The sequence below is a fragment of the Ensifer sp. KUDG1 genome (genome assembly GCF_050434285.1).
Taxonomy (GTDB): domain Bacteria; phylum Pseudomonadota; class Alphaproteobacteria; order Rhizobiales; family Rhizobiaceae; genus Ensifer.
The window spans coordinates 205,585-230,707 of record NZ_JBNDIG010000012.1 but is presented as its reverse complement, the minus strand read 5'-3'; the positions used below and the strand labels follow the sequence as shown (position 1 = coordinate 230,707).

Annotated in this window: 36 protein-coding genes; 34 read left to right on the top strand and 2 right to left on the bottom strand. The window is 60.0% G+C overall.

What is annotated here, in order from left to right:
• Positions 1–510: 510 nt before the first annotated feature.
• From rpsL to rplQ, 31 genes are all read left to right on the top strand, one after another.
• Positions 511–882 carry a 30S ribosomal protein S12 gene (gene rpsL / locus M2267_RS26510; RefSeq protein WP_003507760.1) on the top strand — a complete coding sequence of 124 codons (372 nt, stop codon included), beginning with the start codon at positions 511–513 and terminating at the stop codon, positions 880–882.
• A gap of 77 nt (positions 883–959) precedes the next feature.
• Positions 960–1,430 (top strand): 30S ribosomal protein S7, encoded by a 471-nt coding sequence (rpsG, locus tag M2267_RS26505; protein ID WP_043626305.1) that lies wholly within the window; start codon positions 960–962, stop codon positions 1,428–1,430.
• A 33-nt stretch (positions 1,431–1,463) separates the two neighbouring features.
• On the top strand, positions 1,464–3,563 hold the full coding sequence (fusA, locus tag M2267_RS26500; protein WP_043626308.1) for an elongation factor G: 2,100 nt from the start codon (positions 1,464–1,466) through the stop codon (positions 3,561–3,563).
• Positions 3,564–3,633: 70 nt separating this feature from the next.
• Entirely contained in the window at positions 3,634–4,809 is a 1,176-nt protein-coding gene (tuf, locus tag M2267_RS26495; RefSeq protein WP_034795467.1) for an elongation factor Tu, read from the top strand.
• Positions 4,810–5,129: 320 nt separating this feature from the next.
• Positions 5,130–5,438 carry a 30S ribosomal protein S10 gene (gene rpsJ, locus M2267_RS26490; RefSeq protein WP_003507767.1) on the top strand — a complete coding sequence of 103 codons (309 nt, stop codon included), beginning with the start codon at positions 5,130–5,132 and terminating at the stop codon, positions 5,436–5,438.
• 139 nt (positions 5,439–5,577) lie between these two features.
• Positions 5,578–6,264 (top strand): 50S ribosomal protein L3, encoded by a 687-nt coding sequence (gene rplC, locus M2267_RS26485; RefSeq protein ID WP_034795518.1) that lies wholly within the window; start codon positions 5,578–5,580, stop codon positions 6,262–6,264.
• A gap of 12 nt (positions 6,265–6,276) precedes the next feature.
• Entirely contained in the window at positions 6,277–6,897 is a 621-nt protein-coding gene (gene rplD, locus M2267_RS26480) for a 50S ribosomal protein L4 (RefSeq protein ID WP_034795521.1), read from the top strand.
• Positions 6,894–7,187, top strand: a complete 294-nt coding sequence (locus tag M2267_RS26475) for a 50S ribosomal protein L23 (RefSeq protein ID WP_034795524.1) — start codon at positions 6,894–6,896, stop codon at positions 7,185–7,187. The genes rplD and M2267_RS26475 overlap by 4 nt, the downstream gene beginning before the upstream one ends.
• 43 nt (positions 7,188–7,230) lie before the next feature.
• The gene (gene rplB / locus M2267_RS26470; protein WP_043623402.1) at positions 7,231–8,067 is read left to right on the top strand and encodes a 50S ribosomal protein L2; all 837 of its coding nucleotides are present in this window, start codon (positions 7,231–7,233) and stop codon (positions 8,065–8,067) included.
• Between the two features lie 15 nt (positions 8,068–8,082).
• A complete protein-coding gene (gene rpsS / locus M2267_RS26465; protein WP_018239488.1) occupies positions 8,083–8,361 on the top strand; it encodes a 30S ribosomal protein S19 in 279 nt (92 codons plus the stop codon).
• A 2-nt stretch (positions 8,362–8,363) separates the two neighbouring features.
• On the top strand, positions 8,364–8,753 hold the full coding sequence (rplV, locus tag M2267_RS26460) for a 50S ribosomal protein L22 (protein ID WP_034795534.1): 390 nt from the start codon (positions 8,364–8,366) through the stop codon (positions 8,751–8,753).
• Complete coding sequence (gene rpsC, locus M2267_RS26455; protein WP_034795537.1) at positions 8,753–9,487, top strand: 30S ribosomal protein S3; 735 nt, start codon at positions 8,753–8,755, stop codon at positions 9,485–9,487. Before rplV ends, rpsC begins: the two co-directional genes overlap by 1 nt.
• 38 nt (positions 9,488–9,525) lie before the next feature.
• On the top strand, positions 9,526–9,939 hold the full coding sequence (gene rplP, locus M2267_RS26450) for a 50S ribosomal protein L16 (protein WP_011975175.1): 414 nt from the start codon (positions 9,526–9,528) through the stop codon (positions 9,937–9,939).
• Between the two features lie 11 nt (positions 9,940–9,950).
• A complete protein-coding gene (gene rpmC, locus M2267_RS26445) occupies positions 9,951–10,151 on the top strand; it encodes a 50S ribosomal protein L29 (RefSeq protein WP_034795543.1) in 201 nt (66 codons plus the stop codon).
• 12 nt (positions 10,152–10,163) lie between these two features.
• Positions 10,164–10,400, top strand: coding sequence for a 30S ribosomal protein S17 (rpsQ, locus tag M2267_RS26440; RefSeq protein ID WP_034795546.1), 237 nt, complete (start codon positions 10,164–10,166; stop codon positions 10,398–10,400).
• Between the two features lie 178 nt (positions 10,401–10,578).
• Positions 10,579–10,947: a 50S ribosomal protein L14 gene (gene rplN, locus M2267_RS26435; RefSeq protein ID WP_034795548.1), complete on the top strand. Its 369-nt coding sequence runs from the start codon at positions 10,579–10,581 to the stop codon at positions 10,945–10,947.
• A 14-nt stretch (positions 10,948–10,961) separates the two neighbouring features.
• Positions 10,962–11,273, top strand: a complete 312-nt coding sequence (rplX, locus tag M2267_RS26430) for a 50S ribosomal protein L24 (RefSeq protein ID WP_429118651.1) — start codon at positions 10,962–10,964, stop codon at positions 11,271–11,273.
• A complete protein-coding gene (gene rplE / locus M2267_RS26425) occupies positions 11,266–11,823 on the top strand; it encodes a 50S ribosomal protein L5 (RefSeq protein WP_043623396.1) in 558 nt (185 codons plus the stop codon). Before rplX ends, rplE begins: the two co-directional genes overlap by 8 nt.
• Before the next feature lie 34 nt (positions 11,824–11,857).
• Positions 11,858–12,163, top strand: coding sequence for a 30S ribosomal protein S14 (rpsN, locus tag M2267_RS26420; RefSeq protein WP_034795562.1), 306 nt, complete (start codon positions 11,858–11,860; stop codon positions 12,161–12,163).
• Between the two features lie 12 nt (positions 12,164–12,175).
• Positions 12,176–12,574: a 30S ribosomal protein S8 gene (gene rpsH / locus M2267_RS26415; RefSeq protein WP_025426677.1), complete on the top strand. Its 399-nt coding sequence runs from the start codon at positions 12,176–12,178 to the stop codon at positions 12,572–12,574.
• Positions 12,575–12,620: 46 nt separating this feature from the next.
• Positions 12,621–13,154, top strand: a complete 534-nt coding sequence (gene rplF / locus M2267_RS26410) for a 50S ribosomal protein L6 (RefSeq protein ID WP_043623391.1) — start codon at positions 12,621–12,623, stop codon at positions 13,152–13,154.
• 12 nt (positions 13,155–13,166) lie between these two features.
• Positions 13,167–13,529 (top strand): 50S ribosomal protein L18, encoded by a 363-nt coding sequence (rplR, locus tag M2267_RS26405; RefSeq protein ID WP_043623388.1) that lies wholly within the window; start codon positions 13,167–13,169, stop codon positions 13,527–13,529.
• A gap of 128 nt (positions 13,530–13,657) precedes the next feature.
• The gene (rpsE, locus tag M2267_RS26400; protein WP_065776805.1) at positions 13,658–14,227 is read left to right on the top strand and encodes a 30S ribosomal protein S5; all 570 of its coding nucleotides are present in this window, start codon (positions 13,658–13,660) and stop codon (positions 14,225–14,227) included.
• Between the two features lie 12 nt (positions 14,228–14,239).
• Positions 14,240–14,443 (top strand): 50S ribosomal protein L30, encoded by a 204-nt coding sequence (rpmD, locus tag M2267_RS26395; RefSeq protein WP_043623384.1) that lies wholly within the window; start codon positions 14,240–14,242, stop codon positions 14,441–14,443.
• A 13-nt stretch (positions 14,444–14,456) separates the two neighbouring features.
• Positions 14,457–14,927, top strand: a complete 471-nt coding sequence (gene rplO, locus M2267_RS26390) for a 50S ribosomal protein L15 (RefSeq protein WP_034795576.1) — start codon at positions 14,457–14,459, stop codon at positions 14,925–14,927.
• Between the two features lie 233 nt (positions 14,928–15,160).
• The gene (gene secY, locus M2267_RS26385) at positions 15,161–16,501 is read left to right on the top strand and encodes a preprotein translocase subunit SecY (protein ID WP_043623382.1); all 1,341 of its coding nucleotides are present in this window, start codon (positions 15,161–15,163) and stop codon (positions 16,499–16,501) included.
• Complete coding sequence (locus M2267_RS26380; protein ID WP_429118644.1) at positions 16,498–17,076, top strand: adenylate kinase; 579 nt, start codon at positions 16,498–16,500, stop codon at positions 17,074–17,076. The genes secY and M2267_RS26380 overlap by 4 nt, the downstream gene beginning before the upstream one ends.
• 232 nt (positions 17,077–17,308) lie before the next feature.
• The gene (gene rpsM / locus M2267_RS26375; protein WP_034795586.1) at positions 17,309–17,677 is read left to right on the top strand and encodes a 30S ribosomal protein S13; all 369 of its coding nucleotides are present in this window, start codon (positions 17,309–17,311) and stop codon (positions 17,675–17,677) included.
• A gap of 226 nt (positions 17,678–17,903) precedes the next feature.
• Positions 17,904–18,293, top strand: a complete 390-nt coding sequence (gene rpsK, locus M2267_RS26370) for a 30S ribosomal protein S11 (protein WP_003536496.1) — start codon at positions 17,904–17,906, stop codon at positions 18,291–18,293.
• Between the two features lie 103 nt (positions 18,294–18,396).
• A complete protein-coding gene (locus tag M2267_RS26365) occupies positions 18,397–19,407 on the top strand; it encodes a DNA-directed RNA polymerase subunit alpha (protein WP_034795592.1) in 1,011 nt (336 codons plus the stop codon).
• Between the two features lie 44 nt (positions 19,408–19,451).
• On the top strand, positions 19,452–19,877 hold the full coding sequence (gene rplQ / locus M2267_RS26360; RefSeq protein WP_034795595.1) for a 50S ribosomal protein L17: 426 nt from the start codon (positions 19,452–19,454) through the stop codon (positions 19,875–19,877).
• Positions 19,878–20,053: 176 nt separating this feature from the next.
• Here rplQ and msrQ read toward each other — a convergent pair whose 3' ends face one another.
• Together msrQ and msrP are read right to left on the bottom strand one after the other, a co-directional pair.
• Positions 20,054–20,707 carry a protein-methionine-sulfoxide reductase heme-binding subunit MsrQ gene (gene msrQ / locus M2267_RS26355; protein ID WP_429118633.1) on the bottom strand — a complete coding sequence of 218 codons (654 nt, stop codon included), beginning with the start codon at positions 20,705–20,707 and terminating at the stop codon, positions 20,054–20,056.
• 2 nt (positions 20,708–20,709) lie between these two features.
• Complete coding sequence (msrP, locus tag M2267_RS26350) at positions 20,710–21,651, bottom strand: protein-methionine-sulfoxide reductase catalytic subunit MsrP (protein WP_043623375.1); 942 nt, start codon at positions 21,649–21,651, stop codon at positions 20,710–20,712.
• A gap of 198 nt (positions 21,652–21,849) precedes the next feature.
• Between msrP and M2267_RS26345 the strand changes: the two genes are divergently transcribed.
• From M2267_RS26345 to sugE, 3 genes are all read left to right on the top strand, one after another.
• Entirely contained in the window at positions 21,850–23,247 is a 1,398-nt protein-coding gene (locus tag M2267_RS26345) for a DegQ family serine endoprotease (protein ID WP_429118630.1), read from the top strand.
• Positions 23,244–24,557: a replication-associated recombination protein A gene (locus M2267_RS26340; RefSeq protein ID WP_429118627.1), complete on the top strand. Its 1,314-nt coding sequence runs from the start codon at positions 23,244–23,246 to the stop codon at positions 24,555–24,557. Before M2267_RS26345 ends, M2267_RS26340 begins: the two co-directional genes overlap by 4 nt.
• A gap of 225 nt (positions 24,558–24,782) precedes the next feature.
• The gene (gene sugE, locus M2267_RS26335; RefSeq protein WP_034795623.1) at positions 24,783–25,097 is read left to right on the top strand and encodes a quaternary ammonium compound efflux SMR transporter SugE; all 315 of its coding nucleotides are present in this window, start codon (positions 24,783–24,785) and stop codon (positions 25,095–25,097) included.
• Positions 25,098–25,123 lie beyond the last annotated feature (26 nt).

The window sequence follows — 25,123 nt, the reverse complement described above, 5'->3', positions numbered from 1 at the left end:
TGGAAATGCAGTGCCGCGCGGACGCTTGCCGTGGAGAGCGAGTCGATCGCGGTGGAAAACCCCCACAAAGTGGTTGCCGATTCCTTAATCCCGTCAGACACTCCGGGCATAGAGGGGCAGATGAGGCGGGCGCCAGGCGCCAAACCATGTGCAAAAGCCTTGTTTTTCAGGCATGCCGGGCGAACGCGTCCGGGAATATTTCTTAATTGCCCTTGACTGTTCGCCTTGAAATCAGTACACCCCGCCGCATCGGAGCCCATGTGAGGCTGGCTGGTTCGGAACGTCGCGTTCTGAAGTTCGCCTCAAACAAGGTTCGAAACGCACGCTGACGACTACAATGCTGCACGCACGACGCACACGATAGTGCGTCCTCTGCTTTATTTGGGGCCATCTGCGGAAAAGGCGGATCGGCCCTTGTTTTGCGCATTTCATGAGGCGTTCGAAACTGCCGGCGACGGCAACGATCCGCCCGCAAGGGTAATGTGACAAGATTTTGCAAGGGATGGGTATATGCCTACCGTAAACCAGCTGATCCGTAAGCCTCGTCAGGCACAGGTAAAGCGCAACAAGGTTCCTGCTCTGCAGGAAAACCCGCAGAAGCGTGGCGTTTGCACCCGCGTTTACACGACGACCCCGAAGAAGCCGAACTCGGCTCTGCGTAAGGTTGCCAAGATTCGCCTGACGAACGGCTTCGAAGTCATCGGCTACATTCCGGGTGAAGGCCACAACCTTCAGGAACACTCGGTCGTGATGATCCGTGGCGGCCGCGTTAAGGACCTTCCGGGCGTTCGTTATCACATCATCCGTGGTGTTCTCGATACCCAGGGCGTCAAGAACCGCAAGCAGCGCCGTTCGAAGTACGGTGCGAAGCGTCCGAAGTAATTCGGTTTTGAAAATCCCGGCGCTGCGCGAGGTCCTCCGCGTGGTAGAGCGCTAAATAGTTTGAAGAGACGAGAAGTATGTCCAGACGTCATAGAGCAGAAAAGCGTGAGATCAACCCGGATCCGAAGTTCGGTGATCTGGTTGTCACGAAGTTCATGAACGCGATCATGCTGCACGGCAAGAAGTCGGTCGCTGAAAGCATCGTTTACGGTGCGTTCGATGCGGTTCAGACCAAGCTGAAGCAGGAGCCGATCGCTGTATTCCATTCCGCGCTCGACAACATCGCGCCGCACGTCGAAGTGCGTTCGCGTCGCGTTGGTGGTGCAACCTACCAGGTTCCGGTCGACGTTCGTCCGGAGCGCCGTCAGGCTCTCGCCATCCGTTGGCTGATCACGGCTGCACGCAAGCGCAACGAAACGACCATGGTTGATCGCCTCTGCGGCGAACTCATGGACGCAGCGAACAACCGTGGTAGCGCCGTGAAGAAGCGCGAAGACACGCACAAGATGGCTGATGCCAACCGTGCGTTCTCGCACTATCGCTGGTAATTCTGGCGCGAACGTCTCAAGAGGCAGTCCACTATGGCACGCGAATACAAAATCGAAGATTACCGTAACTTCGGTATCATGGCGCACATCGACGCCGGCAAGACCACGACGACCGAGCGCATCCTTTACTACACCGGCAAGTCCCACAAAATCGGCGAAGTCCACGACGGCGCCGCTACCATGGACTGGATGGAGCAGGAGCAGGAACGCGGCATCACGATCACGTCTGCTGCGACGACCACCTTCTGGAAGGGTCGTGACGGCAAGGCTCGCCGCTTCAACATCATCGACACCCCCGGCCACGTTGACTTCACCATCGAAGTCGAGCGTTCGCTGCGCGTTCTCGACGGCGCTATCGCGCTTCTCGATGCCAACGCCGGTGTTGAGCCGCAGACGGAAACCGTCTGGCGTCAGGCGGAAAAGTACAACGTTCCGCGCATGATCTTCTGCAACAAGATGGACAAGACCGGCGCGGACTTCTACCGCTCGGTCGAGATGATCAAGACCCGTCTGGGCGCGATCGCCGTCGTCATGCAGCTGCCGATCGGCGCTGAAACCGAGTTCAAGGGTGTTATCGACCTGGTCGAGATGAACGCTCTCGTCTGGCGCGACGAATCGCTCGGCGCCCAGTGGGACGTCGTCGAGATCCCGGACGACATGAAGGACAAGGCTGAAGAATATCGCGAAAAGCTGATCGAGACCGTTGTCGAGATCGACGAAGCCGCGATGGAAGCCTACCTCGAAGGCAACATGCCCTCGAACGACAAGATCCGCGAACTCGTTCGCCGCGGCACCATCGACGTGAAGTTCCACCCGATGTTCTGCGGTACCGCGTTCAAGAACAAGGGCGTTCAGCCGCTTCTCGACGCGGTTGTCGATTACCTGCCGTCGCCGCTCGACATTCCGGCGATCAAGGGCATCGACGCCAAGACCGAAGCTGAAATCGAACGTCATGCTGACGATGCCGAGCCGCTTTCGATGCTCGCGTTCAAGATCATGAACGACCCCTTCGTCGGTTCGCTGACCTTCGCACGCATCTACTCGGGCAAGCTCGAAAAGGGCTCGTCTGTCATGAACACGGTCAAGGACAAGCGCGAGCGCGTCGGCCGCATGCTGCAGATGCACTCGAACAGCCGTGAAGACATCGAAGAAGCCTTTGCAGGCGACATCGTTGCTCTCGCCGGTCTCAAGGAAACCACCACGGGTGACACGCTCTGCGACCCGCTGAAGCCGGTTATCCTCGAGCGCATGGAATTCCCCGAGCCGGTCATCCAGATCGCGATCGAGCCGAAGTCCAAGGGCGACCAGGAAAAGATGGGCCTCGCCCTCAACCGCCTGGCAGCTGAAGACCCGTCGTTCCGCGTCAAGACCGACCAGGAATCCGGCCAGACGATCATCGCTGGCATGGGTGAACTTCACCTCGACATCATCGTCGACCGTATGCGTCGCGAGTTCAAGGTTGAAGCAAACGTCGGTGCTCCGCAGGTTGCCTACCGCGAAACCATCACGCGTCAGCACGAAGAAGACTACACGCACAAGAAGCAGTCCGGTGGTACCGGTCAGTTCGCGCGCGTCAAGCTCGTGTTCGAACCGAACCCGGATGGCGAAGATTTCGTCTTCGAATCCAAGATCGTCGGCGGTGCTGTTCCGAAGGAATACATCCCGGGCGTTCAGAAGGGTATCGAAAGCGTTCTGTCTTCGGGTCCGCTCGCTGGCTTCCCGATGCTCGGCGTCAAGGCGACGCTCATCGACGGTGCATTCCACGACGTCGACTCGTCGGTTCTCGCCTTCGAAATCGCATCGCGTGCTTGCTTCCGTGAAGCGGCCAAGAAGGCTGGTGCACAGCTTCTCGAGCCGATGATGAAGGTCGAAGTCGTAACGCCGGAAGACTACGTCGGCGACGTTATCGGCGACCTGAACTCCCGCCGTGGCCAGATCCAGGGCCAGGAATCGCGTGGCGTTGCCGTTGTGATCAACGCAAACGTTCCGCTGGCGAACATGTTCAAGTACGTCGACAACCTGCGCTCCATGTCTCAGGGCCGCGCGCAGTACACGATGACCTTCGATCACTACGCGCCGGTTCCGTCGAACGTCGCGCAGGAAATCCAGGCGAAGTATTCCGGTCAGAAGTGACCGGAATACCCAGACGCTGACAGAAGTTAAAAGTTTTCCCCGGTAGGGGATAGAAAACGGAGAGCCGGAAATGGCAAAGAGCAAATTTGAGCGCAACAAGCCGCACGTTAACATTGGCACGATTGGCCACGTTGACCATGGCAAGACGTCGCTGACCGCAGCGATCACGAAGTACTTCGGCGAGTTCAAGGCGTACGACCAGATCGACGCCGCTCCGGAAGAAAAGGCCCGTGGTATCACGATTTCGACGGCCCACGTTGAGTATGAGACGCCGAACCGTCACTACGCTCACGTTGACTGCCCCGGCCACGCCGACTACGTCAAGAACATGATCACCGGTGCAGCGCAGATGGACGGCGCGATCCTGGTTTGCTCGGCTGCTGACGGCCCGATGCCGCAGACCCGCGAGCACATCCTGCTTGCTCGCCAGGTTGGCGTTCCGGCAATCGTCGTGTTCCTCAACAAGGTCGACCAGGTTGACGACGCCGAGCTTCTCGAGCTCGTCGAACTGGAAGTTCGCGAACTTCTGTCGTCCTACGAATTCCCGGGCGACGACATTCCGATCATCAAGGGCTCGGCTCTTGCTGCTCTGGAAGATTCGGACAAGAAGATCGGCGAAGACGCGATCCGCGAGCTGATGGCTGCCGTTGACGCCTACATCCCGACGCCTGAGCGTCCGATCGACCAGCCGTTCCTGATGCCGATCGAAGACGTGTTCTCGATCTCGGGCCGTGGTACGGTTGTGACCGGTCGCGTTGAGCGCGGCATCGTCAAGGTTGGCGAAGAAGTCGAAATCGTCGGCATCCGCGACACGTCGAAGACGACGGTTACGGGCGTTGAAATGTTCCGCAAGCTGCTCGACCAGGGCCAGGCCGGCGACAACATCGGCGCGCTGATCCGTGGTGTTAACCGTGACGGCGTTGAGCGTGGCCAGATCCTGTGCAAGCCGGGTTCGGTCAAGCCGCACAAGAAGTTCATGGCCGAAGCCTACATCCTGACGAAGGAAGAAGGCGGCCGTCATACGCCGTTCTTCACCAACTACCGTCCGCAGTTCTACTTCCGCACGACGGACGTTACGGGCATCGTCACGCTGCCGGAAGGCACGGAAATGGTTATGCCGGGCGACAACGTCACGGTTGCCGTTGAGCTGATCGTTCCGATCGCGATGGAAGAAAAGCTGCGCTTCGCTATCCGCGAAGGCGGCCGTACCGTCGGCGCCGGCATCGTTGCCTCGATCGTCGAGTAATCGACGAGACTGAGGGCGGGAAGACACAAGGCGCATGTGCTATGCGCCTTGGACATACCCGCCCCGAAAGATTTAGTTGGTCGCACGGCTTGCCGAAGACGACGAAATAGTGCAAATGGCGCCCACGCGTGATTTGCACGGTGCTTCGACGTTGTGCGCTCACAGAAAGACAGGCCGGCCACGGCCGCTCAAATAGGAAGGGGCAGGGGAAACCCTGTCCCTCCGATCTTTGAAAAGTTAGCGGACTGGCCGAAATTAAACGAAGTTCACTGCGTGTTTTTCCACGGAAACCGCAAGTAACCTGAACAAGGATAAGTCGTATGAACGGCCAGAACATCCGCATCCGCCTCAAGGCGTTTGATCACCGGATCCTCGACGCCTCGACGCGTGAAATCGTGTCGACTGCAAAGCGTACCGGTGCAAGCGTGCGCGGTCCCGTACCGCTGCCGACGCGCATTGAAAAGTTTACGGTCAACCGCTCGCCGCACGTCGACAAGAAGAGCCGTGAACAGTTCGAAATGCGCACCCACAAGCGCCTTCTCGACATCGTAGACCCGACCCCGCAGACCGTTGACGCGCTGATGAAGCTCGACCTGGCTGCCGGCGTCGACGTGGAAATCAAGCTTTAATAAACAAGGAAGGTACGTGGACCCCGGTCCAACGGCTTCCAAAAACGGGCGACCTCAAGATCGGATGATCTCAAGGAGACCTTAAACCAGAGATGTGAAGGGGCTTGCTCCGTCACTAACTCTCAAGAGGAATGAACCAATGCGTTCAGGTGTGATTGCACAGAAAGTGGGAATGACCCGCGTCTATAACGACGCCGGTGAGCATATCCCGGTTACAGTTTTGAAGCTGGAAAGCTGCCAGGTGGTAGCCCAGCGTACGGAAGAAAAGAACGGCTACGTTGCTGTCCAGCTCGGTGCTGGCCGCTCCAAGGTCAAGAACACGCCGAAGGCGATGCGCGGCCACTTTGCTGCTGCCAACGTCGAGCCGAAGGCGAAGCTCGTCGAGTTCCGCGTTTCCGCGGACAACCTGATCGACATCGGTGCAGAACTGACGGCGAACCATTTCGTTGCCGGTCAGCTCGTCGACGTCACCGGTACCACGATCGGTAAGGGCTTTGCCGGCGCCATCAAGCGCCACAACTTCGGCGGTCTGCGTGCAACGCACGGCGTTTCCGTATCGCACCGTTCGCATGGTTCTACCGGTTCCAACCAGGATCCGGGCCGCGTTTGGAAGGGCAAGCGCATGGCTGGTCACATGGGCCAGACGCGCGTCACCACCCAGAACCTGGAAGTCGTATCGACCGATGAAGACCGCGGTCTGATCCTGGTCAAGGGCGCTGTCCCCGGCTCCAAGGGTGCCTGGATCGTCGTTCGTGACGCCATCAAGTCGGGCACCCCGGAAGGCGCTCCGCGTCCGGCCGCTGTGCGCGCCGAAGCATCGAAGTAAGGGAGCCGAGTAATGGATCTCAACGTCAAAACCCTCGAGGGCAAGGACGCAGGAAAGGTTTCCCTTTCGGACGCCATTTTCGGCCTCGAACCCCGTGAAGACATCATTGCCCGCGTCGTTCGCTGGCAGCTCGCCAAGAAGCAGCAGGGCACGCACAAGGCCAAGGGCCGCGCGGAAGTTTCGCGCACCGGCGCCAAGATGTACAAGCAGAAGGGTACGGGCCGCGCCCGCCACCACTCCGCTCGTGCTCCGCAGTTCCGCGGCGGTGGTAAGGCTCATGGCCCGGTTGTCCGCAGCCACGCACACGACCTTCCGAAGAAGGTTCGTGCTCTCGGCCTGCGCCATGCGCTCTCGGCCAAGCTGAAGGCTGAAGAGATCATCGTCATCGACGATCTCGTTGCCAAGGAAGCCAAGACCAAGGCACTCGCCGGCGTGTTTGCCTCGCTCGGCCTCACCAACGCTCTCATCATCGGCGGCGCCGAGATCGAGAACAACTTCAAGCTCGCAGCCCAGAACATCCCGAATGTGGACGTTCTGCCGGTTCAGGGCATCAACGTTTACGACATTCTGCGCCGTGGCAAGCTCGTGCTTTCCAAGGCTGCCGTGGAAGCTCTGGAGGAGCGGTTCAAATGACGGATCTTCGCCACTACGACGTGATCGTGTCTCCCTCGATCACTGAAAAGTCGACGCTGGTTTCCGAACAGAACCAGGTCGTCTTCAACGTCGCCAAGGACGCTTCGAAGCCTGAGATCAAGGCTGCTGTCGAAGCTCTGTTCGGCGTCAAGGTTACGGCCGTGAACACGCTGGTCCGCAAGGGCAAGACGAAGCGTTTCCGCGGCTTTGCCGGAAAGCAGAAGGACGTGAAGAAGGCGGTCATCACGCTCGCCGACGGTCAGTCCATCGACGTCTCCACCGGTCTCTAACGGATAGGCCCATTAGGGTAAAAACCCAAAAGGGAACAAGAAAATGGCATTGAAAAATTTCAATCCGACGACCCCGAGCCAGCGTCAGCTGGTCATCGTTGACCGGTCCGGCCTCTACAAGGGCAAGCCGGTCAAGGCGCTGACCGAAGGCCTGTCTTCCAAGGGCGGTCGCAACAACCTCGGTCGCATCACCGTTCGCTTTCAGGGCGGCGGTCACAAGCGCACCTATCGTCTGGTAGACTTCAAGCGTCGCAAGTTCGACGTCGAAGGCACCGTCGAGCGTCTGGAATACGACCCGAACCGCACCGCGTTCATCGCGCTCGTCAACTACGCCGACGGCGAAAAGGCCTACATCCTCGCTCCGCAGCGCCTCGCTGCCGGCGACAAGGTCATCGCTTCGGAGAAGGCCGTTGACGTGAAGCCCGGCAACACGATGCCGCTGCAGTACATCCCGGTCGGCTCCATCATCCACAACGTGGAAATGAAGCCGGGCAAGGGCGGCCAGATGGCCCGCTCCGCCGGTACCTACGCACAGCTCGTTGGCCGCGACCAGGGCATGGCGATCCTTCGCCTGAACTCTGGCGAACAGCGCCTGGTGCATGGTTCCTGCCTCGCATCGATCGGCGCCGTGTCGAACCCCGACCACGGCAACATCAATGACGGTAAGGCTGGTCGTTCGCGTTGGCGTGGCAAGAAGCCGCACGTTCGCGGCGTCGTCATGAACCCGGTTGACCACCCGCACGGCGGTGGTGAAGGCCGTACCTCGGGTGGTCGTCACCCGGTTACCCCGTGGGGCAAGCCCACGAAGGGTAAGCGTACGCGCTCGAACAAGTCGACCGACAAGTTCATCATGCGCTCGCGCCACCAGAAGAAGAAGTAAGAGAGGAAGTCTCGAATGACTCGTTCAGTATGGAAAGGTCCGTTCGTTGACGGTTATCTTCTCAAGAAGGCTGAGAAGGTCCGCGAAGGCGGTCGCAACGAAGTGATCAAGATCTGGAGCCGCCGCTCCACGATCCTTCCGCAGTTTGTCGGTCTCACCTTCGGCGTCTACAACGGCAGCAAGCACGTTCCGGTCAGCGTCAACGAAGACATGGTCGGCCACAAGTTTGGTGAATTCTCTCCGACCCGGACCTACTACGGTCACGGTGCGGACAAGAAGGCAAAGAGGAAGTAACAATGGGCAAGGCAAAAGCCGAACGCCGGCTGAAGGATAATGAGGCGCAGGCAGTTGCGCGCACGATCCGCGTCAGCCCCCAGAAGCTCAACCTGGTTGCCGCGATGATCCGCGGCAAGAAGGTCGATCGCGCTCTGGCCGAACTGGAATTCTCCCGCAAGCGCATTGCAGAGACGGTCAAGAAGACCCTTGAATCTGCCATTGCAAACGCAGAGAACAACCACGATCTCGACGTCGATTCGCTCGTCGTTGCAGAAGCTTACGTTGGCAAGTCGATTGTCATGAAGCGCTTCCACGCCCGTGGTCGCGGCCGTGCATCGCGTGTCGAAAAGCCGTTCTCGCACTTGACGATCGTCGTCCGTGAAGTGGAAGCCAAAGGGGAGGCCGCATAATGGGTCAGAAGATTAATCCAATCGGCTTCCGTCTCGGTATCAACCGGACCTGGGACAGCCGCTGGTTCGCGGACAACGCCGAATACGGCCAGCTTCTTCACGAAGACCTGAAGATCCGCGCTTACCTGATGGAAGAACTCAAGGCTGCCGGCATTGCCAAGGTGGTTATCGAGCGTCCGCACAAGAAGTGCCGCGTCACGATCCACTCTGCTCGTCCGGGCCTGATCATCGGCAAGAAGGGCGCTGACATCGAGAAGCTCCGCAAGAAGCTTTCCGAGATGACCAGCTCTGAAACGCACCTCAACATCGTTGAAGTGCGCAAGCCGGAAGTCGACGCAACGCTCGTTGCTCAGTCGATTGCCCAGCAGCTCGAGCGCCGCGTGGCTTTCCGTCGTGCGATGAAGCGCGCTGTTCAGTCGGCCATGCGTCTTGGCGCCGAAGGCATCAAGATCACCTGCGCCGGCCGTCTCGGTGGCGCCGAAATCGCTCGTACCGAATGGTACCGCGAAGGTCGCGTTCCGCTGCACACGCTGCGTGCGGACATCGACTACGGCACGGCTGAAGCGGAAACCGCTTTCGGTATCTGCGGCATCAAGGTCTGGATCTTCAAGGGCGAAATCCTTGAGCACGATCCGATGGCTTCCGAGCGTCGCGCGATCGAAAGTGACAACCAGGGCCCGGCAGGCCGTGATCGCGACCGTGGCGATCGTGACCGCCGTCGTGAAAACGCGTAACATTCGCGTTTGGCAGCCAATATCGGAGAAGTAAAAAAATGTTGCAGCCAAAGCGTACGAAGTATCGCAAGCAGTTCAAGGGCCGCATCAAGGGCGTAGCCAAGGGCGGATCTGATCTCGCTTTCGGTGAATTCGGCCTTAAGGCTCAGGAACCCAACCGCGTGAATGCGCGCGAGATCGAAGCGGCCCGCCGCGCGATCACGCGTCACATGAAGCGCGCCGGCCGCGTCTGGATCCGTGTGTTCCCTGACGTTCCGGTTACCGCCAAGCCGACGGAAGTCCGCATGGGTAAGGGTAAGGGTTCGGTCGAATACTGGGCATGCAAGGTCAAGCCCGGCCGAATGATGTTTGAGATCGATGGTGTCAGCGAAGAACTTGCCCGTGAGGCACTTCGTCTTGGCGCTGCCAAGCTCTCTGTCAAGACGCGCTTCGTGCAGCGTATCGCAGAGTAAGGAGTGAACTCATGAAAGCTGTAGATGTTCGCGCCCTGAGCGCCGATCAACTCAACGAAGAGCTCGCCAAGCTGAAGAAGGAGCAGTTCAACCTGCGCTTCCAGAAGGCAACCGGCCAGCTCGAGAAGTCTTCGCGTATCAACGAAGTCCGCAAGGACATCGCACGCGTCAAAACCATTGCCCGCCAGAAGGCGGCAGAAGCCAAGGCCTAAGGACCAGAAAATATGCCGAAACGCATTCTGCAGGGCACTGTTGTCAGCGACAAGAACGACAAGACCGTCGTCGTACGGGTCGAGCGCCGCTTTGCGCACCCGATCCTCCAGAAGACCGTCCGTCGCTCGAAGAAGTACAAGGCGCATGACGAAAACAACCAGTACAAGGTTGGTGACGTCGTTTCCATCGAGGAATGCGCGCCGATCTCGAAGGATAAGCGCTGGACGGTAGTCGCCGCCCACGCTTGATTTCAGCAGGTTTTGACGCCAAGACCCTTGCGTCTTGGGAAAATACCTGTATGAAGCACGCAATTGAAGCAGGGGAACGCTCGATTCCGGGCGTTCTTTTGCTTTGAGATGAGCACTATAAGCCGGGCGAGGGGGTTTCGACCCAACCGGCCTGGTAACAACAAGAAGGCGACCTGACATGATTCAGATGCAAACAAACCTCGACGTGGCGGATAATTCCGGCGCACGTCGTGTCATGTGCATCAAGGTGCTGGGCGGCTCCAAGCGCAAGTATGCGTCGGTCGGCGACATCATTGTCGTTTCGATCAAGGAAGCCATTCCGCGCGGCCGCGTAAAGAAGGGTGATGTCATGAAGGCTGTTGTCGTTCGCACTGCGAAGGACATCCGCCGTCCGGATGGCTCTGTCATCCGTTTTGACACCAACGCAGCCGTTCTTATCGATAACAAGAAAGAGCCGATCGGCACCCGTATCTTCGGACCGGTTCCGCGCGAACTTCGCGCCAAGAACCACATGAAGATCATCTCGCTGGCTCCAGAAGTACTCTAAGGGAGCGTTAAGAGATGCAAAAGATCCGTAAAGGCGACAAAGTCGTCGTTCTCACCGGTAAGGACAAGGGTCGTACCGGCGAAGTCGTACAGGTAATGCCGAAGGAAGACCGGGCTGTCGTGCGTGGCGTAAACATGGTGAAGCGTCACCAGCGCCAGACCCAGAGCCAGGAAGCCGGCATCATGAACAAGGAAGCCTCGATCCATCTTTCGAACATCGCGATTGCCGATCCGAAGGATGGCAAGCCGACCCGCGTCGGTTTCAAGATCGATGGCGACAAGAAGGTCCGCGTGGCCAAGCGTTCGGGAGTAGTGATCGATGGCTAAGTCCGCTTACGAGCCGCGGCTCAAGAAGGAATATGTCGAGCGCATTCGTGCGGCTATGCAGGAGAAGTTCTCCTACGCCAACGAAATGCAGATCCCGCGCCTCGACAAGATCGTCATCAACATGGGTGTTGGCGAATCGACGGGCGACTCCAAGAAGCCGACCGTTGCTGCTGCCGACCTCGCAGCGATTGCTGGCCAGAAGCCGGTAATCACCCGCGCTCGCAACTCCATCGCAGGCTTCAAGCTTCGCGAAGGCATGCCGATTGGTGCCAAGGTTACCCTGCGCGGCGTTCGGATGTTTGAGTTCCTCGATCGTCTCGTGAACATCGCTCTTCCGCGCGTTCGCGACTTCCGTGGCCTCAACCCGAAGTCCTTTGACGGACGTGGCAACTTCGCCATGGGCGTCAAGGAACACATTGTGTTCCCTGAGATCAACTACGACAAGGTTGATCAGATGTGGGGCATGGACATCATCGTTTGCACGACGGCTACTAACGACGACGAAGCTCGTGCTCTGCTCGCAGAGTTCAACTTCCCGTTCCGTCAGTAATCCGTAACGACAAGCGTAAAGAAGGATAACTTTAATGGCGAAAACGAGCGCAGTTGAAAAGAACAAGCGCCGCCGCAAATTGGTTGCCTCGCAGGCTGCAAAGCGTGCCGCTCTGAAGGCGACCATCATGAACCAGTCTCTGCCGATTGAAGAGCGGTTCAAGGCAACCATCAAGCTGGCAGGCCTGCCGCGCGATGGATCCAAGACCCGCATCCGCAACCGTTGCGAAGTTACCGGCCGTCCGCGCGCCTTCTATCGTAAACTTCGTATGTCGCGTATTGCGCTTCGCGAACTGGGCAACCTCGGCAAGGTGCCGGGTATTGTCAAGTCGAGCTGGTAAGGAGACGGGCACATGGCAATGACTGATCCGCTGGGCGATATGCTCACCCGTATCCGTAACGGCGCGGCTCGCCGCAAGTCGAGCGTTTCCACGCCGGCTTCGAAGCTCCGTGCACGTGTTCTGGATGTTCTTCAGGCTGAAGGCTACATCCGCGGGTACTCCGAAGTCGTATTCGGCAACGGCAAGGCCGAGCTGAACATCGAACTGAAGTACTACGAAGGCGCTTCCGTGATCCGTGAGATCGGCCGCGTTTCCAAGCCGGGCCGCCGAGTTTATGTCTCGGTTAAGTCCATTCCGCAGGTCGCGAACGGCCTCGGCATCACCATCCTTTCGACCCCGAAGGGCGTGATGGCCGATCATCAGGCACGCGAACAGAATGTTGGTGGCGAGATCCTTTGCTCCGTCTTCTAATCGAAGACGGTAGCAAGTTCTCCATAGCGAACAGACAGGTATAAAAATGTCTCGTATCGGTAAGAAGCCCGTTCAGGTTCCGGCAGGCGTCACGGCAAGCGTTGATGGCCAGAAGGTAACGGCGAAGGGCCCGAAGGGCGAACTGTTCTTCGTTGCAAACGACGAAGTCTCGGTAAAGCTCGAAGAAAATGCGGTTGTTGTACAGCCGCTCAGCCAGAGCAAGGATGCTCGTTCGAAGTGGGGCATGTCCCGCACGATGATCGAAAACATCTTCAAGGGCGTCAAGGACGGTTACGAGCGCAAGCTCGAAATCAACGGCGTTGGTTATCGTGCGTCGATGCAGGGCAAGAACCTGCAGCTGGCGCTCGGCTTCAGCCACGACGTCGTCTACCAGACGCCGGAAGGCATCACGATTGCTGTTCCGAAGCCGACCGAAATCATCGTGTCCGGCATCAACAAGCAGCAGGTCGGCCAGGTTGCCGCGGAAATCCGCGAATACCGTGGCCCCGAGCCCTACAAGGGCAAGGGCGTCAAGTATGCCGAAGAGCGGATTGTCCGCAAAGAAGGCAAGAAGAAGTAAGGATCACGCGAAATGGCTAGCAGGAAAGATACTCTTGTGCGTCGCGCCAACCGCGTGCGCCGTCAAATCAAGGCGGTCGCCAATGGCCGTCCGCGCCTGTCGGTTCATCGCTCGTCGAAGAACATCTACGTACAGGTCATCGACGATGTGGCCGGCAAGACGCTTGCGTCTGCCTCCACCCTCGATACCGATCTGCGTTCGTCGTTGAAGACGGGCGCCGACACGGCAGCTGCTGCTGCCGTCGGCAAGCTCATTGCTGAGCGCGCCGTAAAGGCTGGCGTCAAGGACGTTGTCTTTGATCGTGGCGCCTTCATCTATCACGGCCGCATCAAGGCTTTGGCCGATGCTGCCCGTGAAGGTGGTCTGAACTTCTGATCGGTTGCCAGGCGGGCGTTGCGCCTGCCTGGCACTCTCATAGGTTTCCGGTCGCATCCGATCCATCGGACGGGGGCGACTTTTGTCAATCTGCCGATTGCACCCGGAAAAGAAAAAGGAAAAGGACAATGGCACAGGAAAGAAAGGGTTCTCGCGAAGATCGCCAGAACCGCGAAGAGCGCGACAGCGAATTTGTCGATAAGCTCGTAGCAATTAACCGCGTCGCCAAGGTGGTGAAGGGCGGTCGTCGTTTCGGTTTCGCCGCTCTCGTCGTCGTTGGCGACCAGAAGGGCCGCGTTGGCTTCGGTCATGGCAAGGCGCGCGAAGTGCCGGAAGCCATCCGCAAGGCAACCGAAGCCGCAAAGCGCGACCTGATTTTCGTCCCGCTGCGTGGTGGTCGTACCCTGCATCACGACGTTCACGGCCGTCATGGCGCCGGTAAGGTGCTGCTGCGTTCGGCCAAGGCCGGTACCGGTATCATCGCTGGTGGCCCGATGCGCGCCGTCTTCGAAACGCTCGGCGTTCATGACGTCGTTGCCAAGTCGACCGGTTCGTCGAACCCCTACAACATGGTTCGCGCAACGTTCGACGCCCTCAAGAACCAGATGCACCCGAAGGACATCGCAGCTCAGCGCGGCATGAAGTACGCCACGCTCCAGGCTCGTCGTGTTGCCTCCGGCGCTGCTTCCGAAGAATAAGGGAGCTGACAGATGGCTAAGAAAGAAGTCGCAGCGAAGACCGTTACCGTCGAGCAGATCGGTAGCCCCATTCGCCGTCCGGCCGTACAGCGTCAGACGCTGATCGGCCTGGGCCTCAACAAGATGCACCGGGTTCGCACGCTGGAAGACACTCCGTCTGTCCGCGGCATGATCCGTACCGTCCAGCACCTCGTTCGCGTCGTCGACGAGAAGTGAGGGGGATAAGCTCATGAAACTGAATGAAATCAAGGACAACGAAGGCTCGACCCACAGCCGTAAGCGTCTTGGCCGTGGTATCGGCTCGGGCTCCGGCAAGACCGCCGGTCGCGGTGTGAAGGGTCAGAAGGCTCGTTCGGGCGTTGCGATCAACGGCTTCGAAGGCGGCCAGATGCCGATCTACCGTCGTCTGCCGAAGCGCGGCTTCAACAACATCTTCGCTTCGGAGTTTGTTGTCGTGTCGCTCGGCCGTATCCAGACGGCAATCGACGCCAAGAAGCTCGACGCTTCCAAGACCGTTGACGCAGCTGCCCTCAAGGCTGCCGGCGTCATCCGTCGCGAAAAGGACGGCGTCCGCGTTCTGGCCGACGGCGAACTGAAGGCGAAGGTTTCGCTCGAAGTTGCCGGCGCTTCCAAGTCTGCGATCGAAAAGATCGAAAAGGCTGGCGGCTCGATCAAGCTGCTCGCAGCGGCTGCTGAATAATATTATTGATGAACCGCCCGGGGTGCTTCACTCCGGGCGGTTTTGCTCCCATATGTGAGCCTCACGTCCGCAAGCGCGAATCGCTCGCCGCGGCGGACATAGCGGAAACCACGGTGAGGCATCCGATTGCAGACACAATCGCCTCGCGTCCGGTTTTCAAGACGAAAAGTTAGTCCTTCCGGAACGGACCGGGTGTTCCCGCTGATTCCGAGATTTGGTACGCGGAGAATTGCATGGCTTCTGCAGCGGAACAGCTCGCCTCGAACCTGAATTTCTCGACTTTCGCCAAGGCGGAAGATCTGAAGAAACGGCTCTGGTTCACGCTTGGTGCGCTTCTGGTTTACCGTCTTGGCACCTATATCCCGCTGCCCGGTCTTAACCCGGAAGCGTTTGCCCAGGCATTCCGCGGCCAGAGCGGCGGCATCCTCGGCCTCTTCAACATGTTTTCGGGCGGTGCAGTTGAGCGCATGGCGATCTTCGCGCTCGGCATCATGCCCTATATCTCTGCGTCGATCATCGTTCAGCTGATGACATCTGTCGTTCCGGCACTGGAACAGCTGAAGAAGGAAGGCGAGCAGGGCCGCAAGATCATCAACCAGTACACCCGTTACGGCACGGTGCTTCTCGGCACGGCGCAGGCTTACGCGATCGCGGTCGGCCTCGAGAGCGGCAACGGCCTCGTCAACGATCCGGGTTGGTTCTTCCGTATTTCGACCGTCATTTCGCTGCTTGGCGGCACCATGTTCCTGATGTGGCTCGGTGAGCAGATCACCTCGCGCGGCATCGGCAACGGCATCTCGCTGATCATTTTCGCCGGTATCGTCGCCCATCTGCCGACGGCTCTGGCCGGCACGCTCGAACTCGGCCGCACCGGCGCACTGTCGACCCCGCTGATCCTCGCGATCATCGTCATGGTCGTCGGCGTCATCGCGCTCATCGTGTTCGTCGAGCGCGCCCAGCGGCGGCTTCTGATCCAGTATCCGAAGCGCCAGGTCGGCAACCGCATGTTCCAGGGCGACACCTCGCACCTGCCGCTGAAGCTCAACACATCGGGCGTTATCCCGGCGATCTTCGCCTCGTCGCTGCTGCTTCTGCCGGCAACGCTTGCAGGCTTTGCCAATACCGCGACGCTGCCGGGCTGGGCGACCACCGTTGTTGGCGCGCTCGCGCACGGCAAGCCGCTCTACATGGTGCTCTACGGTGCGATGATCGCGTTCTTCGCCTTCTTCTACACGGCGATCGTCTTCAATCCGAAGGACACGGCCGACAATCTGAAGAAGCACGGCGGCTTCATCCCGGGCATTCGTCCGGGCGAGCGGACCGCGGAATACATCGATTATGTCCTGACGCGCATCACCGTGATCGGTGCGGCCTATCTGATCTTCGTCTGCATTCTGCCGGAAGTTCTGATCGCTCAGACCGGCGTGCCGTTCTACCTTGGTGGTACGTCGCTTTTGATTGTTGTCAGCGTCACCCTTGATACGGTAGCACAGATCCAGGGCCACCTCATCGCACAGCAATATGAGGGGCTGATCAAGAAGTCGAAGCTGCGCGGAGGAAAGAGGGGACGATGAGACTGATTTTTTTGGGACCGCCGGGCGCTGGCAAGGGGACACAGGCCAAGCTTCTGACGGAGAGATACGGCATTCCGCAGCTTTCCACAGGAGATATGCTGCGGGCGGCCGTCGCCCAGGCGACCGAAGTCGGCAAGCGTGCCAAGGCGGTCATGGATGCCGGTCAGCTGGTATCCGATGAGATCGTCAACGAAATCGTGTCGGATCGCATCGACCAGCCGGACTGTGCGAAGGGGTTCATCCTTGACGGTTACCCGCGCACGGTTCCGCAGGCGATCGCGCTCGGCAAGATGCTCGAGGGCAAGGGCCTGAAGCTCGATGCTGTAATCGAGCTCAAGGTCGACGAGGCAGCCCTTGTAAAGCGGATGGAGAATCGCGTAGCGGAAACCATCGCAGCTGGCGGCACCGTTCGTTCGGACGACAATCCGGAAGCCTTCAAGCGCCGGTTGACCGAGTACCGCGAAAAGACGGCGCCGCTCTCCGAGCACTACTCCGGAACGGGGCAGCTCAGAACGGTCGATGGCATGGCGGAAGTGAACACCGTCACCGCCGAGATCGAGAAGATTCTGGCTTAGACACTGGTCTTTGCCGAAAAGGAACTGCCGGGGAGTTGACTTTTCCGGCCGATTCCGCCAAAGACAGCGCCAACTCGCGACATGAGAGCGGTCGGCGCGGTCTTCAAAGAAAATGAAGTCCGGGTACGGTCGTTTTTGACGTGTCTCGAACCTCAATCAACGTGCGGCTCTTCGAGGTCGCGTAACGAAGCACCTATTGCCGGATGGCAACTGGAACGCAAGGAGAATAGACGTGGCACGTATCGCTGGCGTCAACATCCCGACGGCAAAGCGCGTAGTTATTGCGCTGACCTACATTCACGGGATCGGCCCGAAATTCGCACAGGAAATCATCGAGAAGGTCGGTATCCCGGCTGATCGTCGCGTGCATCAGCTGACGGACGCTGAAGTCCTGCAGATCCGCGAAACGATCGACCGCGACTACCAGGTCGAGGGTGACCTGCGTCGCGAGACCTCGATGAACATCAAGCGCCTGATGGACCTCGGCTGCTACCGCGGCCTGCGTCACCGTCGTGGCCTTCCGGTTCGCGGTCAGCGCACCCACACCAACGCTCGCACCCGCAAGGGTCCGGCGAAGGCGATTGCCGGTAAGAAGAAGTAATTTCCCGAAAAGGGAGATTGGGAGGCTGGTGTCAAGCACCGGCCTCCTTTTGCAGTTTGGAAGGGCGTTCGCCTGACCTTTGTTCGGCCGATCCGGCCGGGCGATATGTTCGCAGGGCGATACTTCGTTCTGCGGGAAGTGAAGATGCAGGGCAGGGGACGTCAAATCCTTTTCCCGGTGGAGCCGCTGGAATTACGGCGGTGCAGAGATCTAAGAAAGGGATCCTATGGCCAAGGAAGCCACCCGCGTTCGCCGTCGCGAACGCAAGAACATCACGTCTGGCGTTGCGCACGTCAATTCGTCGTTCAACAACACCATGATCACCATCACCGACGCACAGGGCAACGCGATTGCCTGGTCGTCTGCCGGTGCCAAGGGTTTCAAGGGCTCGCGTAAGTCGACCCCGTTTGCCGCACAGATCGCCGCTGAAGACTGCGCCAAGAAGGCTCAGGAACACGGCATGAAGTCGCTGGAAGTTGAAGTTTGCGGTCCGGGTTCTGGCCGTGAATCCGCTCTTCGCGCGCTGCAGGCTGCGGGCTTCATGATCACCTCGATCCGCGATGTGACCCCGATCCCGCACAACGGCTGCCGCCCGCGCAAGAAGCGCCGCGTCTGATCATATGCATTCAACATGCCGGTGAGGGCGCAGACGCGCGCTCCCGGTCTTCGGGGCTCGGTTGTCACGATTGGATGGTGGCAACGAACGGAAGGCAGAAAACATGATCCAGAAGAATTGGCAGGAACTGATCAAGCCGAACAAGGTGGAGTTCGTCTCCTCCGGCCGCACCAAGGCAACGCTGGTTGCGGAACCGCTTGAACGCGGCTTCGGTCTGACGCTCGGCAACGCGCTTCGTCGCGTGCTGCTGTCGTCTCTGCGCGGTGCTGCTGTCACCGCAGTGCAGATCGACGGCGTCCTGCACGAGTTCTCCTCTATCCCGGGCGTCCGGGAAGATGTGACGGACATCGTGCTCAACATCAAGGAAATCGCCATCAAGATGGATGGCGACGACGCAAAGCGCATGGTTGTGCGCAAGCAGGGTCCGGGCGTTGTAACCGCCGGTGACATCCAGACGGTTGGCGATATCGAAATCCTCAACCCGAACCATGTGATCTGCACCCTCGACGAGGGCGCCGAGATCCGCATGGAGTTCACCGTCAACAACGGCAAGGGCTACGTTCCGGCAGATCGCAACCGTTCGGAAGATGCTCCGATCGGCCTGATCCCGGTCGACAGCCTGTACTCGCCGGTCAAGAAAGTGTCCTACAAGGTGGAAAACACCCGCGAAGGCCAGGTTCTTGACTACGACAAGCTGACGATGTCCATCGAGACGGACGGCTCCGTCACCGGTGAAGATGCGATCGCATTCGCGGCCCGCATCCTTCAGGACCAGCTGTCGGTCTTCGTCAATTTCGACGAGCCGCAGAAGGAAGCAGAGGAAGAGGCAGTTACCGAACTCGCCTTCAACCCGGCGCTTCTCAAGAAGGTCGACGAACTGGAACTTTCGGTCCGTTCGGCCAACTGCCTGAAGAACGACAACATCGTCTACATCGGCGACCTCATTCAGAAGACCGAAGCAGAAATGCTCCGCACGCCGAATTTTGGTCGCAAGTCGCTGAACGAAATCAAGGAAGTTCTCGCTTCCATGGGCCTGCACCTCGGCATGGAAGTGCCGTCCTGGCCGCCGGAGAACATCGAAGATCTCGCCAAGCGTTACGAAGACCAATACTAACCATTAGACTGCGGGCGAATGCCTGCAAGTGAAGGAGAATAGCCATGCGCCACGGTAAAGCCGGCCGCAAGCTGAATAGAACCGCCAGCCACCGCAAGGCGATGTTTGCCAACATGGCAGCTTCGCTGATCGAACACGAGCAGATCGTTACGACCCTGCCGAAGGCTAAGGAAATCCGCCCGATCGTCGAGAAGCTCGTCACGCTCGGCAAGCGCGGTGACCTGCACGCTCGCCGCCAGGCGATCTCGCAGATCCGCGACGCCGCTGTCGTTGCCAAGCTGTTCGACACGATCGCATCGCGTTACGCCACCCGCAACGGCGGCTACCTGCGCATCATGAAGGCTGGCTTCCGTCACGGCGACAACGCCGCGCTCGCCGTCATCGAATTCGTTGACCGCGACGTCTCGGCAAAGGGCGCGAAGGATCTCGCCCGCGTTGCTGCAGAAGCTGAAGCTGCCGAAGCAGCCTAAGCCTATCGAAGGCAGAAAATTGAAGCGGCCGGGTGTTCGTCACCCGGCCGCTTTTTCTTTGGCGTATTTTTCGTTGGGCCCGTCGTTTGAGCGCACGCCTGACAGCGCGCCCGCTCAGGCGCCGTTTCGTTGACATGCGATCGGGGGGCGTTGTTCAGGGCGGGACGAAGAACCCCTCAGGCGCTCTCGGCAGCGGTCCTCGCCGGCGCGTTGGCGGCCTGGCGCTTGCGCCGCAGATAGGGTTTGCGCACGAGCCGCCAGACGAGCAACAGCGCAACGAGCCCGAGATAAAGCAGCTGTTCCGGGCCGACGACCTTCACCGACATCGAGAAATGCAGGGCGCCGGCGGCGGCGATCACGTAGGCCAGGCGGTGAAGTTTGTTCCACCGCGCACCGAGCCTGCGGATCGACCAGTTGTTGGACGTGAGCGCCAGCGGGATCAGCATGACGAGCGCGGCCATGCCGATGGTGATGAAGGGGCGGCGGGCGATATCGGCCAGTATGCTCGGAAAGTTTAGCCGCTGATCGAGCAGCATGTAGGCGAGGAAGTGCATCAGCACGTAGTAGAACGCGAGCAGTCCCAAGGCCCGCCGATAGCGCAGCCAGTTGATGCCGAAGAGGTCGCGGATCGACGAGATCGCCAACGTCGCGACGAGGAAACGCAGCGCCCAGAGGCCGAGCAGGTGTTCGAATTCCTTGACCGGGTTTCCGGGCAGTTGGCCGGTAGCCCCGAGATAGAATGCGTAGGCGGCCGGCAGCAGCCCGAGGCCGTAGAGCGCCCAGACCGAGGCTGAATGGTAACGCTTTGCAAGGGTGGGCAGGCGGGCCATGATCAATAGTTCGCTCTGAGATCCATGCCGGCATAAAGCCCGGCCACCTCGTCGGCATAGCCGTTGAAGGGCAGGGTGTCGCGCCGGTTGGAGCCGAAAAAGCCGCCACCGCCGATGCGGTTTTCCGTTGCCTGGCTCCAGCGGGGATGATCGACCGCCGGATTGACGTTGGCAAAGAAGCCATACTCGTTCGGCGCCGAGAGATTCCAGGTTGAGGGCGGCTGTGTTTCCGTCAGGGAAATGCGCACGATCGACTTGATCCCCTTGAAGCCGTATTTCCAGGGAGTGACCAGCCGAACCGGCGCGCCGTTCTGGTTGGGAAGCGTCTTGCCGTAGACGCCGACGGACAACAGTGTCAGCGGGTGACGGGCCTCGTCGAGCCTCAACCCCTCGCGATAGGGCCAGGGCAGCGGCTGGAAGAAACCGGATTGACCCGGCATTTCGGACGGCCGCACCACGGTCTCGAACGAGACATATTTGGCGCTGCCGAGCGGCTCGACCTTGTCGAGCAGCGCCGAGAGCTGAAACCCGGTCCAGGGGATCACCATCGACCAGGCTTCGACACAGCGCATGCGATAGACGCGCTCTTCGATCGGCAACGCCAAGAGCTCTTCGAGCCCGAATTCCTTCGGCTTGCCGACGAGACCATCGACCTTCACGGTCCATGGCGTCGGCTTGAAGCTGTTCGAATTGGCCGCAGGGTCGCCCTTGCCGGTCCCGAACTCATAGAAATTGTTGTAGCTGGTGACGTCGGCCTCGGGCGTCAGGTCCTCGTCGACGGTGTATTTGCCCTTGGGCGCGCTGAGTGCGGCCGCGAGCCCCGTACCGCTTCCCGCAAGCAGAACGCCGCCGGCGGCAGCCCCGAGGAAGGTGCGGCGGTTGAAAAAGATGGCCTCCGGGGTGATTTCGGAGGAAACGATTCTCGGCGGACGGTAAGATGGCATGGTCTTTTCCGAAGTGATTTATGAGCCTTGTCTTGTATGAACTCAGCAGACTTTCGATCACCGTGAAAGGGGTTGCGAACCACGTTTTCGTGCGTAGTGCGTGAAGCCGGCGACTTTGCGTATCCTGCGCCAACATTTGCCTTTTTTCCCGCGAAATCCTATCTGAACGTAGCCGCGACGAATAGGAGAATGCTTTACATGATCGTAGGTCGAAGAGCGCTTGTTTCGCTCGTCATCGCTGTTTCTCTCGCCTGTCCGGCATTGGCCCAGGAGGCCAAGAGCGTTCCGCAGTCGCGGACCGAAATGCAGCTTTCTTTCGCCCCCCTCGTCAAGCAGACGGCGAATGCCGTCGTCAACGTCTATGCCGAACGGGTCGTCGAGCGCCGGTCGATTTTCTCCGGCGATCCCTTCTTCGAGGAGTTCTTCGGCCAGCGTATGCCGAACCGTTCGGAGAAGCAGTCTTCGCTGGGTTCCGGCGTGATCGTCGGCAAGAACGGCATCGTGGTGACCAACAACCACGTCATCGAGGGCGCCGACGATATCAAGGTGGCGCTGGCCGACGGCCGCGAGTTTCCTTGCAAGATCGTGCTCAAGGACGATCGGCTCGACCTCGCGGTTCTGAAGATCCAGTCGGACGGTCCCTTCGACATCGTGCCGCTTGGTGATTCCGATGCGGTCGAGGTCGGTGACCTCGTGCTCGCGATCGGCAACCCCTTCGGCGTCGGCCAGACGGTGACGAGCGGCATCGTTTCGGCGCTTGCGCGCAACCAGGTCTCGTCGGGTGATTTCGGCTTCTTCATCCAGACGGATGCGGCAATCAACCCGGGCAATTCCGGCGGCGGCCTCATCGACATGAACGGCCAGCTTATCGGCATCAATACGGCGATCTTTTCCAAGGGCGGTGGCTCGAACGGCGTCGGCTTTGCCATCCCCGCCAATCTCGTCAAGGTTTTCGTTGCGTCGGCCGAAGGCGGCAACGGCGCGTTCGTACGTCCGTTCATCGGCGCGAGCTTCGAGCCGGTCACTTCGGAAGTGGCCGAGGCCCTTGGCCTCAACCGCGCCCGCGGTGCGCTGGTGACCGCTGTCGTGGCGGGCGGCCCGGCCGAACAGGCGGGGATCAAGCCCGGCCAGGTGATCACTGCCGTCAACGGTATCGAGGTCGAACATCCCGATGCCCTCGGCTATCGCTTGACGACTGTTGGTATCGGCCACGAGGCGCGGGTCACCGTATCGGAAAACGGCAAGCAGCGGGAAGTAGCGCTCAAGCTCGACCGGGCGCCGGAGACCTCGCCGCGCGACGAACGGCTGATCGAAGGGCGCAACCCCTTCGCCGGCGCAGTCGTCGCCAACCTGTCGCCGCGCCTTGCCGACGAGTTGCGCATGTCGACCTCGCTGCAGGGCGTCGTCGTCATGCAGGTCAACCGCGGCTCGCCCGCCGCCCGCATCGGCCTCGAGCCGAAGGATATCGTGCGGTCGGTGAACGGCACGGTGATCGACACGTCGAAGACGCTGGAACAGGTCATGGCCGACGATGCCTCCTTCTGGCGCGTCGAGATCGAGCGTGACGGCCAACTCATCCGTCAGTTCTTCCGATGAGCGACCTGTTCACCGCCCACGAGCCACCGGAAATGGCGTCGGCAAGGCCACTTGCCGACCGGCTTCGCCCGCGAACGCTTGCCGAAGTCACCGGTCAGGATCACCTGACTGGTGAGGACGGCGTGCTGTCGCGGATGATTGCGTCGGGTTCGCTCGGGTCGATGATCTTCTGGGGACCGCCCGGAACGGGCAAGACGACTGTGGCGCGGCTGCTTTCGGGGGAGGCGGGGCTCGCCTTCGAGCAGATCTCCGCGATCTTCTCCGGCGTCGCCGATCTCAAGAAGGTATTCGAGGCGGCGCGGGCAAGGCGCATGTCCGGTCGCCAGACGCTGCTCTTCGTCGACGAGATCCACCGTTTCAACCGGGCGCAGCAGGACAGCTTCCTGCCCGTCATGGAAGACGGAACCGTGATCCTCGTCGGTGCAACGACGGAAAACCCATCCTTCGAACTCAACGCTGCTCTTTTGTCGCGCGCCCGGGTGCTGACGTTCAAGCCGCACGGCGAAGACAGCATAGAGGAACTGCTGTCGCGGGCCGAAGAGACCGAGGGCAAGAAACTGCCGCTCGATGCGGATGCGCGCGCCAGCCTCATCCGCATGGCCGACGGCGACGGCCGCGCCGCGCTGACGCTGGCCGAAGAAGTCTGGCGCGCCGCGCGGCGCGACGAGATCTTCGACGCGGAAGCACTGCAGAACATCGTCCAGCGCCGGGCACCGGTCTATGACAAGGGCCAGGACGGCCACTACAATCTGATTTCGGCCCTGCACAAGTCTGTGCGTGGCTCGGATCCGGATGCAGCACTCTATTATCTCTGCCGCATGTTCGATGCCGGCGAGGATCCGCTCTATCTCGGGCGGCGGTTGGTGCGCATGGCAGTCGAGGACATCGGCCTCGCCGACCCGCAGGCGCTGGTGATCTGCAACGCCGCCAAGGATGCCTATGACTATCTCGGGTCACCCGAGGGCGAACTGGCGCTTGCCGAGGCTTGCGTCTATCTCGCGACCGCGCCGAAATCGAACGGCGTCTACACCGCCTACAAGGCGGCGATGAGGGCGGCGAAGGAAAACGGCTCGCTTCTGCCGCCGAAACATATCCTCAACGCTCCGACGAAACTGATGAAGGGCGAGGGCTACGGCGACGGCTACCGCTACGACCATGACGAGCCGGACGCCTTTTCCGGCCAGGACTATTTCCCCGAGAAGATGGGGCGCAGGACCTTCTATGATCCGCCGGAACGCGGTTTCGAGCGTGAGATCCGTAAGCGGCTGGAATGGTGGTCGAAACTCCGCAGGGAGCGCAACGCTCCATAGAGCGCCACCTGCAGAACCTCGGTGCCCCCACGCGTTTTCATGGTTTCAACGGCTGCGTGAAATGGTTTAGCTTTGCCGCGGACGCAAGGCTGATTTGCCCATGACCGCCTTGCCGGCGTAACTGGAGTGTGAGATAGAACCCGCGTTGCAGACGGCTGCACGGTTCGCATAGGCGATACCGAACATCCGCGGGGACGGCCTCGCTCCAAACTTTAGGAGTTTGATATGGCCTGGTTCCTTCTTCTGCTTGCCGGTATTCTCGAAATCGGCTGGGCAATTGGTCTCAAATACACGGATGGTTTTACGCGGGTCACACCGACGATCCTGACCGTTGGCTCGATGATCCTCAGCATCGCGCTGCTCGGTCTCGCCGTGCGCACCCTGCCGCTCGGTACGGCTTACGCTGTCTGGACCGGCATCGGCACCGTCGGCACTGTGATCCTCGGCATCTTCCTGTTTGCCGAGCCGGCAACCTTCGTTCGCCTCGGCTGCATCGCGCTCATCGTCAGTGGTATCGCCGGCCTGAAGCTGGCCGCCTAATGTAACGGCTCTCCGCTCTCGTTACG

Excerpts from the sequence above, each read along its gene's own strand:
- rpsL (WP_003507760.1), top strand. The coding sequence starts at position 511 with ATGCCTACCGTAAACCAGCTGATCCGTAAGCCTCGTCAGGCACAGGTA.
- rpsG (WP_043626305.1), top strand. The coding sequence starts at position 960 with ATGTCCAGACGTCATAGAGCAGAAAAGCGTGAGATCAACCCGGATCCG.
- fusA (WP_043626308.1), top strand. The coding sequence starts at position 1,464 with ATGGCACGCGAATACAAAATCGAAGATTACCGTAACTTCGGTATCATG.
- tuf (WP_034795467.1), top strand. The coding sequence starts at position 3,634 with ATGGCAAAGAGCAAATTTGAGCGCAACAAGCCGCACGTTAACATTGGC.
- rpsJ (WP_003507767.1), top strand. The coding sequence starts at position 5,130 with ATGAACGGCCAGAACATCCGCATCCGCCTCAAGGCGTTTGATCACCGG.
- rplC (WP_034795518.1), top strand. The coding sequence starts at position 5,578 with ATGCGTTCAGGTGTGATTGCACAGAAAGTGGGAATGACCCGCGTCTAT.
- rplD (WP_034795521.1), top strand. The coding sequence starts at position 6,277 with ATGGATCTCAACGTCAAAACCCTCGAGGGCAAGGACGCAGGAAAGGTT.
- M2267_RS26475 (WP_034795524.1), top strand. The coding sequence starts at position 6,894 with ATGACGGATCTTCGCCACTACGACGTGATCGTGTCTCCCTCGATCACT.
- rplB (WP_043623402.1), top strand. The coding sequence starts at position 7,231 with ATGGCATTGAAAAATTTCAATCCGACGACCCCGAGCCAGCGTCAGCTG.
- rpsS (WP_018239488.1), top strand. The coding sequence starts at position 8,083 with ATGACTCGTTCAGTATGGAAAGGTCCGTTCGTTGACGGTTATCTTCTC.
- rplV (WP_034795534.1), top strand. The coding sequence starts at position 8,364 with ATGGGCAAGGCAAAAGCCGAACGCCGGCTGAAGGATAATGAGGCGCAG.
- rpsC (WP_034795537.1), top strand. The coding sequence starts at position 8,753 with ATGGGTCAGAAGATTAATCCAATCGGCTTCCGTCTCGGTATCAACCGG.
- rplP (WP_011975175.1), top strand. The coding sequence starts at position 9,526 with ATGTTGCAGCCAAAGCGTACGAAGTATCGCAAGCAGTTCAAGGGCCGC.
- rpmC (WP_034795543.1), top strand. The coding sequence starts at position 9,951 with ATGAAAGCTGTAGATGTTCGCGCCCTGAGCGCCGATCAACTCAACGAA.
- rpsQ (WP_034795546.1), top strand. The coding sequence starts at position 10,164 with ATGCCGAAACGCATTCTGCAGGGCACTGTTGTCAGCGACAAGAACGAC.
- rplN (WP_034795548.1), top strand. The coding sequence starts at position 10,579 with ATGATTCAGATGCAAACAAACCTCGACGTGGCGGATAATTCCGGCGCA.
- rplX (WP_429118651.1), top strand. The coding sequence starts at position 10,962 with ATGCAAAAGATCCGTAAAGGCGACAAAGTCGTCGTTCTCACCGGTAAG.
- rplE (WP_043623396.1), top strand. The coding sequence starts at position 11,266 with ATGGCTAAGTCCGCTTACGAGCCGCGGCTCAAGAAGGAATATGTCGAG.
- rpsN (WP_034795562.1), top strand. The coding sequence starts at position 11,858 with ATGGCGAAAACGAGCGCAGTTGAAAAGAACAAGCGCCGCCGCAAATTG.
- rpsH (WP_025426677.1), top strand. The coding sequence starts at position 12,176 with ATGGCAATGACTGATCCGCTGGGCGATATGCTCACCCGTATCCGTAAC.
- rplF (WP_043623391.1), top strand. The coding sequence starts at position 12,621 with ATGTCTCGTATCGGTAAGAAGCCCGTTCAGGTTCCGGCAGGCGTCACG.
- rplR (WP_043623388.1), top strand. The coding sequence starts at position 13,167 with ATGGCTAGCAGGAAAGATACTCTTGTGCGTCGCGCCAACCGCGTGCGC.
- rpsE (WP_065776805.1), top strand. The coding sequence starts at position 13,658 with ATGGCACAGGAAAGAAAGGGTTCTCGCGAAGATCGCCAGAACCGCGAA.
- rpmD (WP_043623384.1), top strand. The coding sequence starts at position 14,240 with ATGGCTAAGAAAGAAGTCGCAGCGAAGACCGTTACCGTCGAGCAGATC.
- rplO (WP_034795576.1), top strand. The coding sequence starts at position 14,457 with ATGAAACTGAATGAAATCAAGGACAACGAAGGCTCGACCCACAGCCGT.
- secY (WP_043623382.1), top strand. The coding sequence starts at position 15,161 with ATGGCTTCTGCAGCGGAACAGCTCGCCTCGAACCTGAATTTCTCGACT.
- M2267_RS26380 (WP_429118644.1), top strand. The coding sequence starts at position 16,498 with ATGAGACTGATTTTTTTGGGACCGCCGGGCGCTGGCAAGGGGACACAG.
- rpsK (WP_003536496.1), top strand. The coding sequence starts at position 17,904 with ATGGCCAAGGAAGCCACCCGCGTTCGCCGTCGCGAACGCAAGAACATC.
- M2267_RS26365 (WP_034795592.1), top strand. The coding sequence starts at position 18,397 with ATGATCCAGAAGAATTGGCAGGAACTGATCAAGCCGAACAAGGTGGAG.
- rplQ (WP_034795595.1), top strand. The coding sequence starts at position 19,452 with ATGCGCCACGGTAAAGCCGGCCGCAAGCTGAATAGAACCGCCAGCCAC.
- msrQ (WP_429118633.1), bottom strand. The coding sequence starts at position 20,707 with ATGGCCCGCCTGCCCACCCTTGCAAAGCGTTACCATTCAGCCTCGGTC.
- msrP (WP_043623375.1), bottom strand. The coding sequence starts at position 21,651 with ATGCCATCTTACCGTCCGCCGAGAATCGTTTCCTCCGAAATCACCCCG.
- M2267_RS26345 (WP_429118630.1), top strand. The coding sequence starts at position 21,850 with ATGATCGTAGGTCGAAGAGCGCTTGTTTCGCTCGTCATCGCTGTTTCT.
- M2267_RS26340 (WP_429118627.1), top strand. The coding sequence starts at position 23,244 with ATGAGCGACCTGTTCACCGCCCACGAGCCACCGGAAATGGCGTCGGCA.
- sugE (WP_034795623.1), top strand. The coding sequence starts at position 24,783 with ATGGCCTGGTTCCTTCTTCTGCTTGCCGGTATTCTCGAAATCGGCTGG.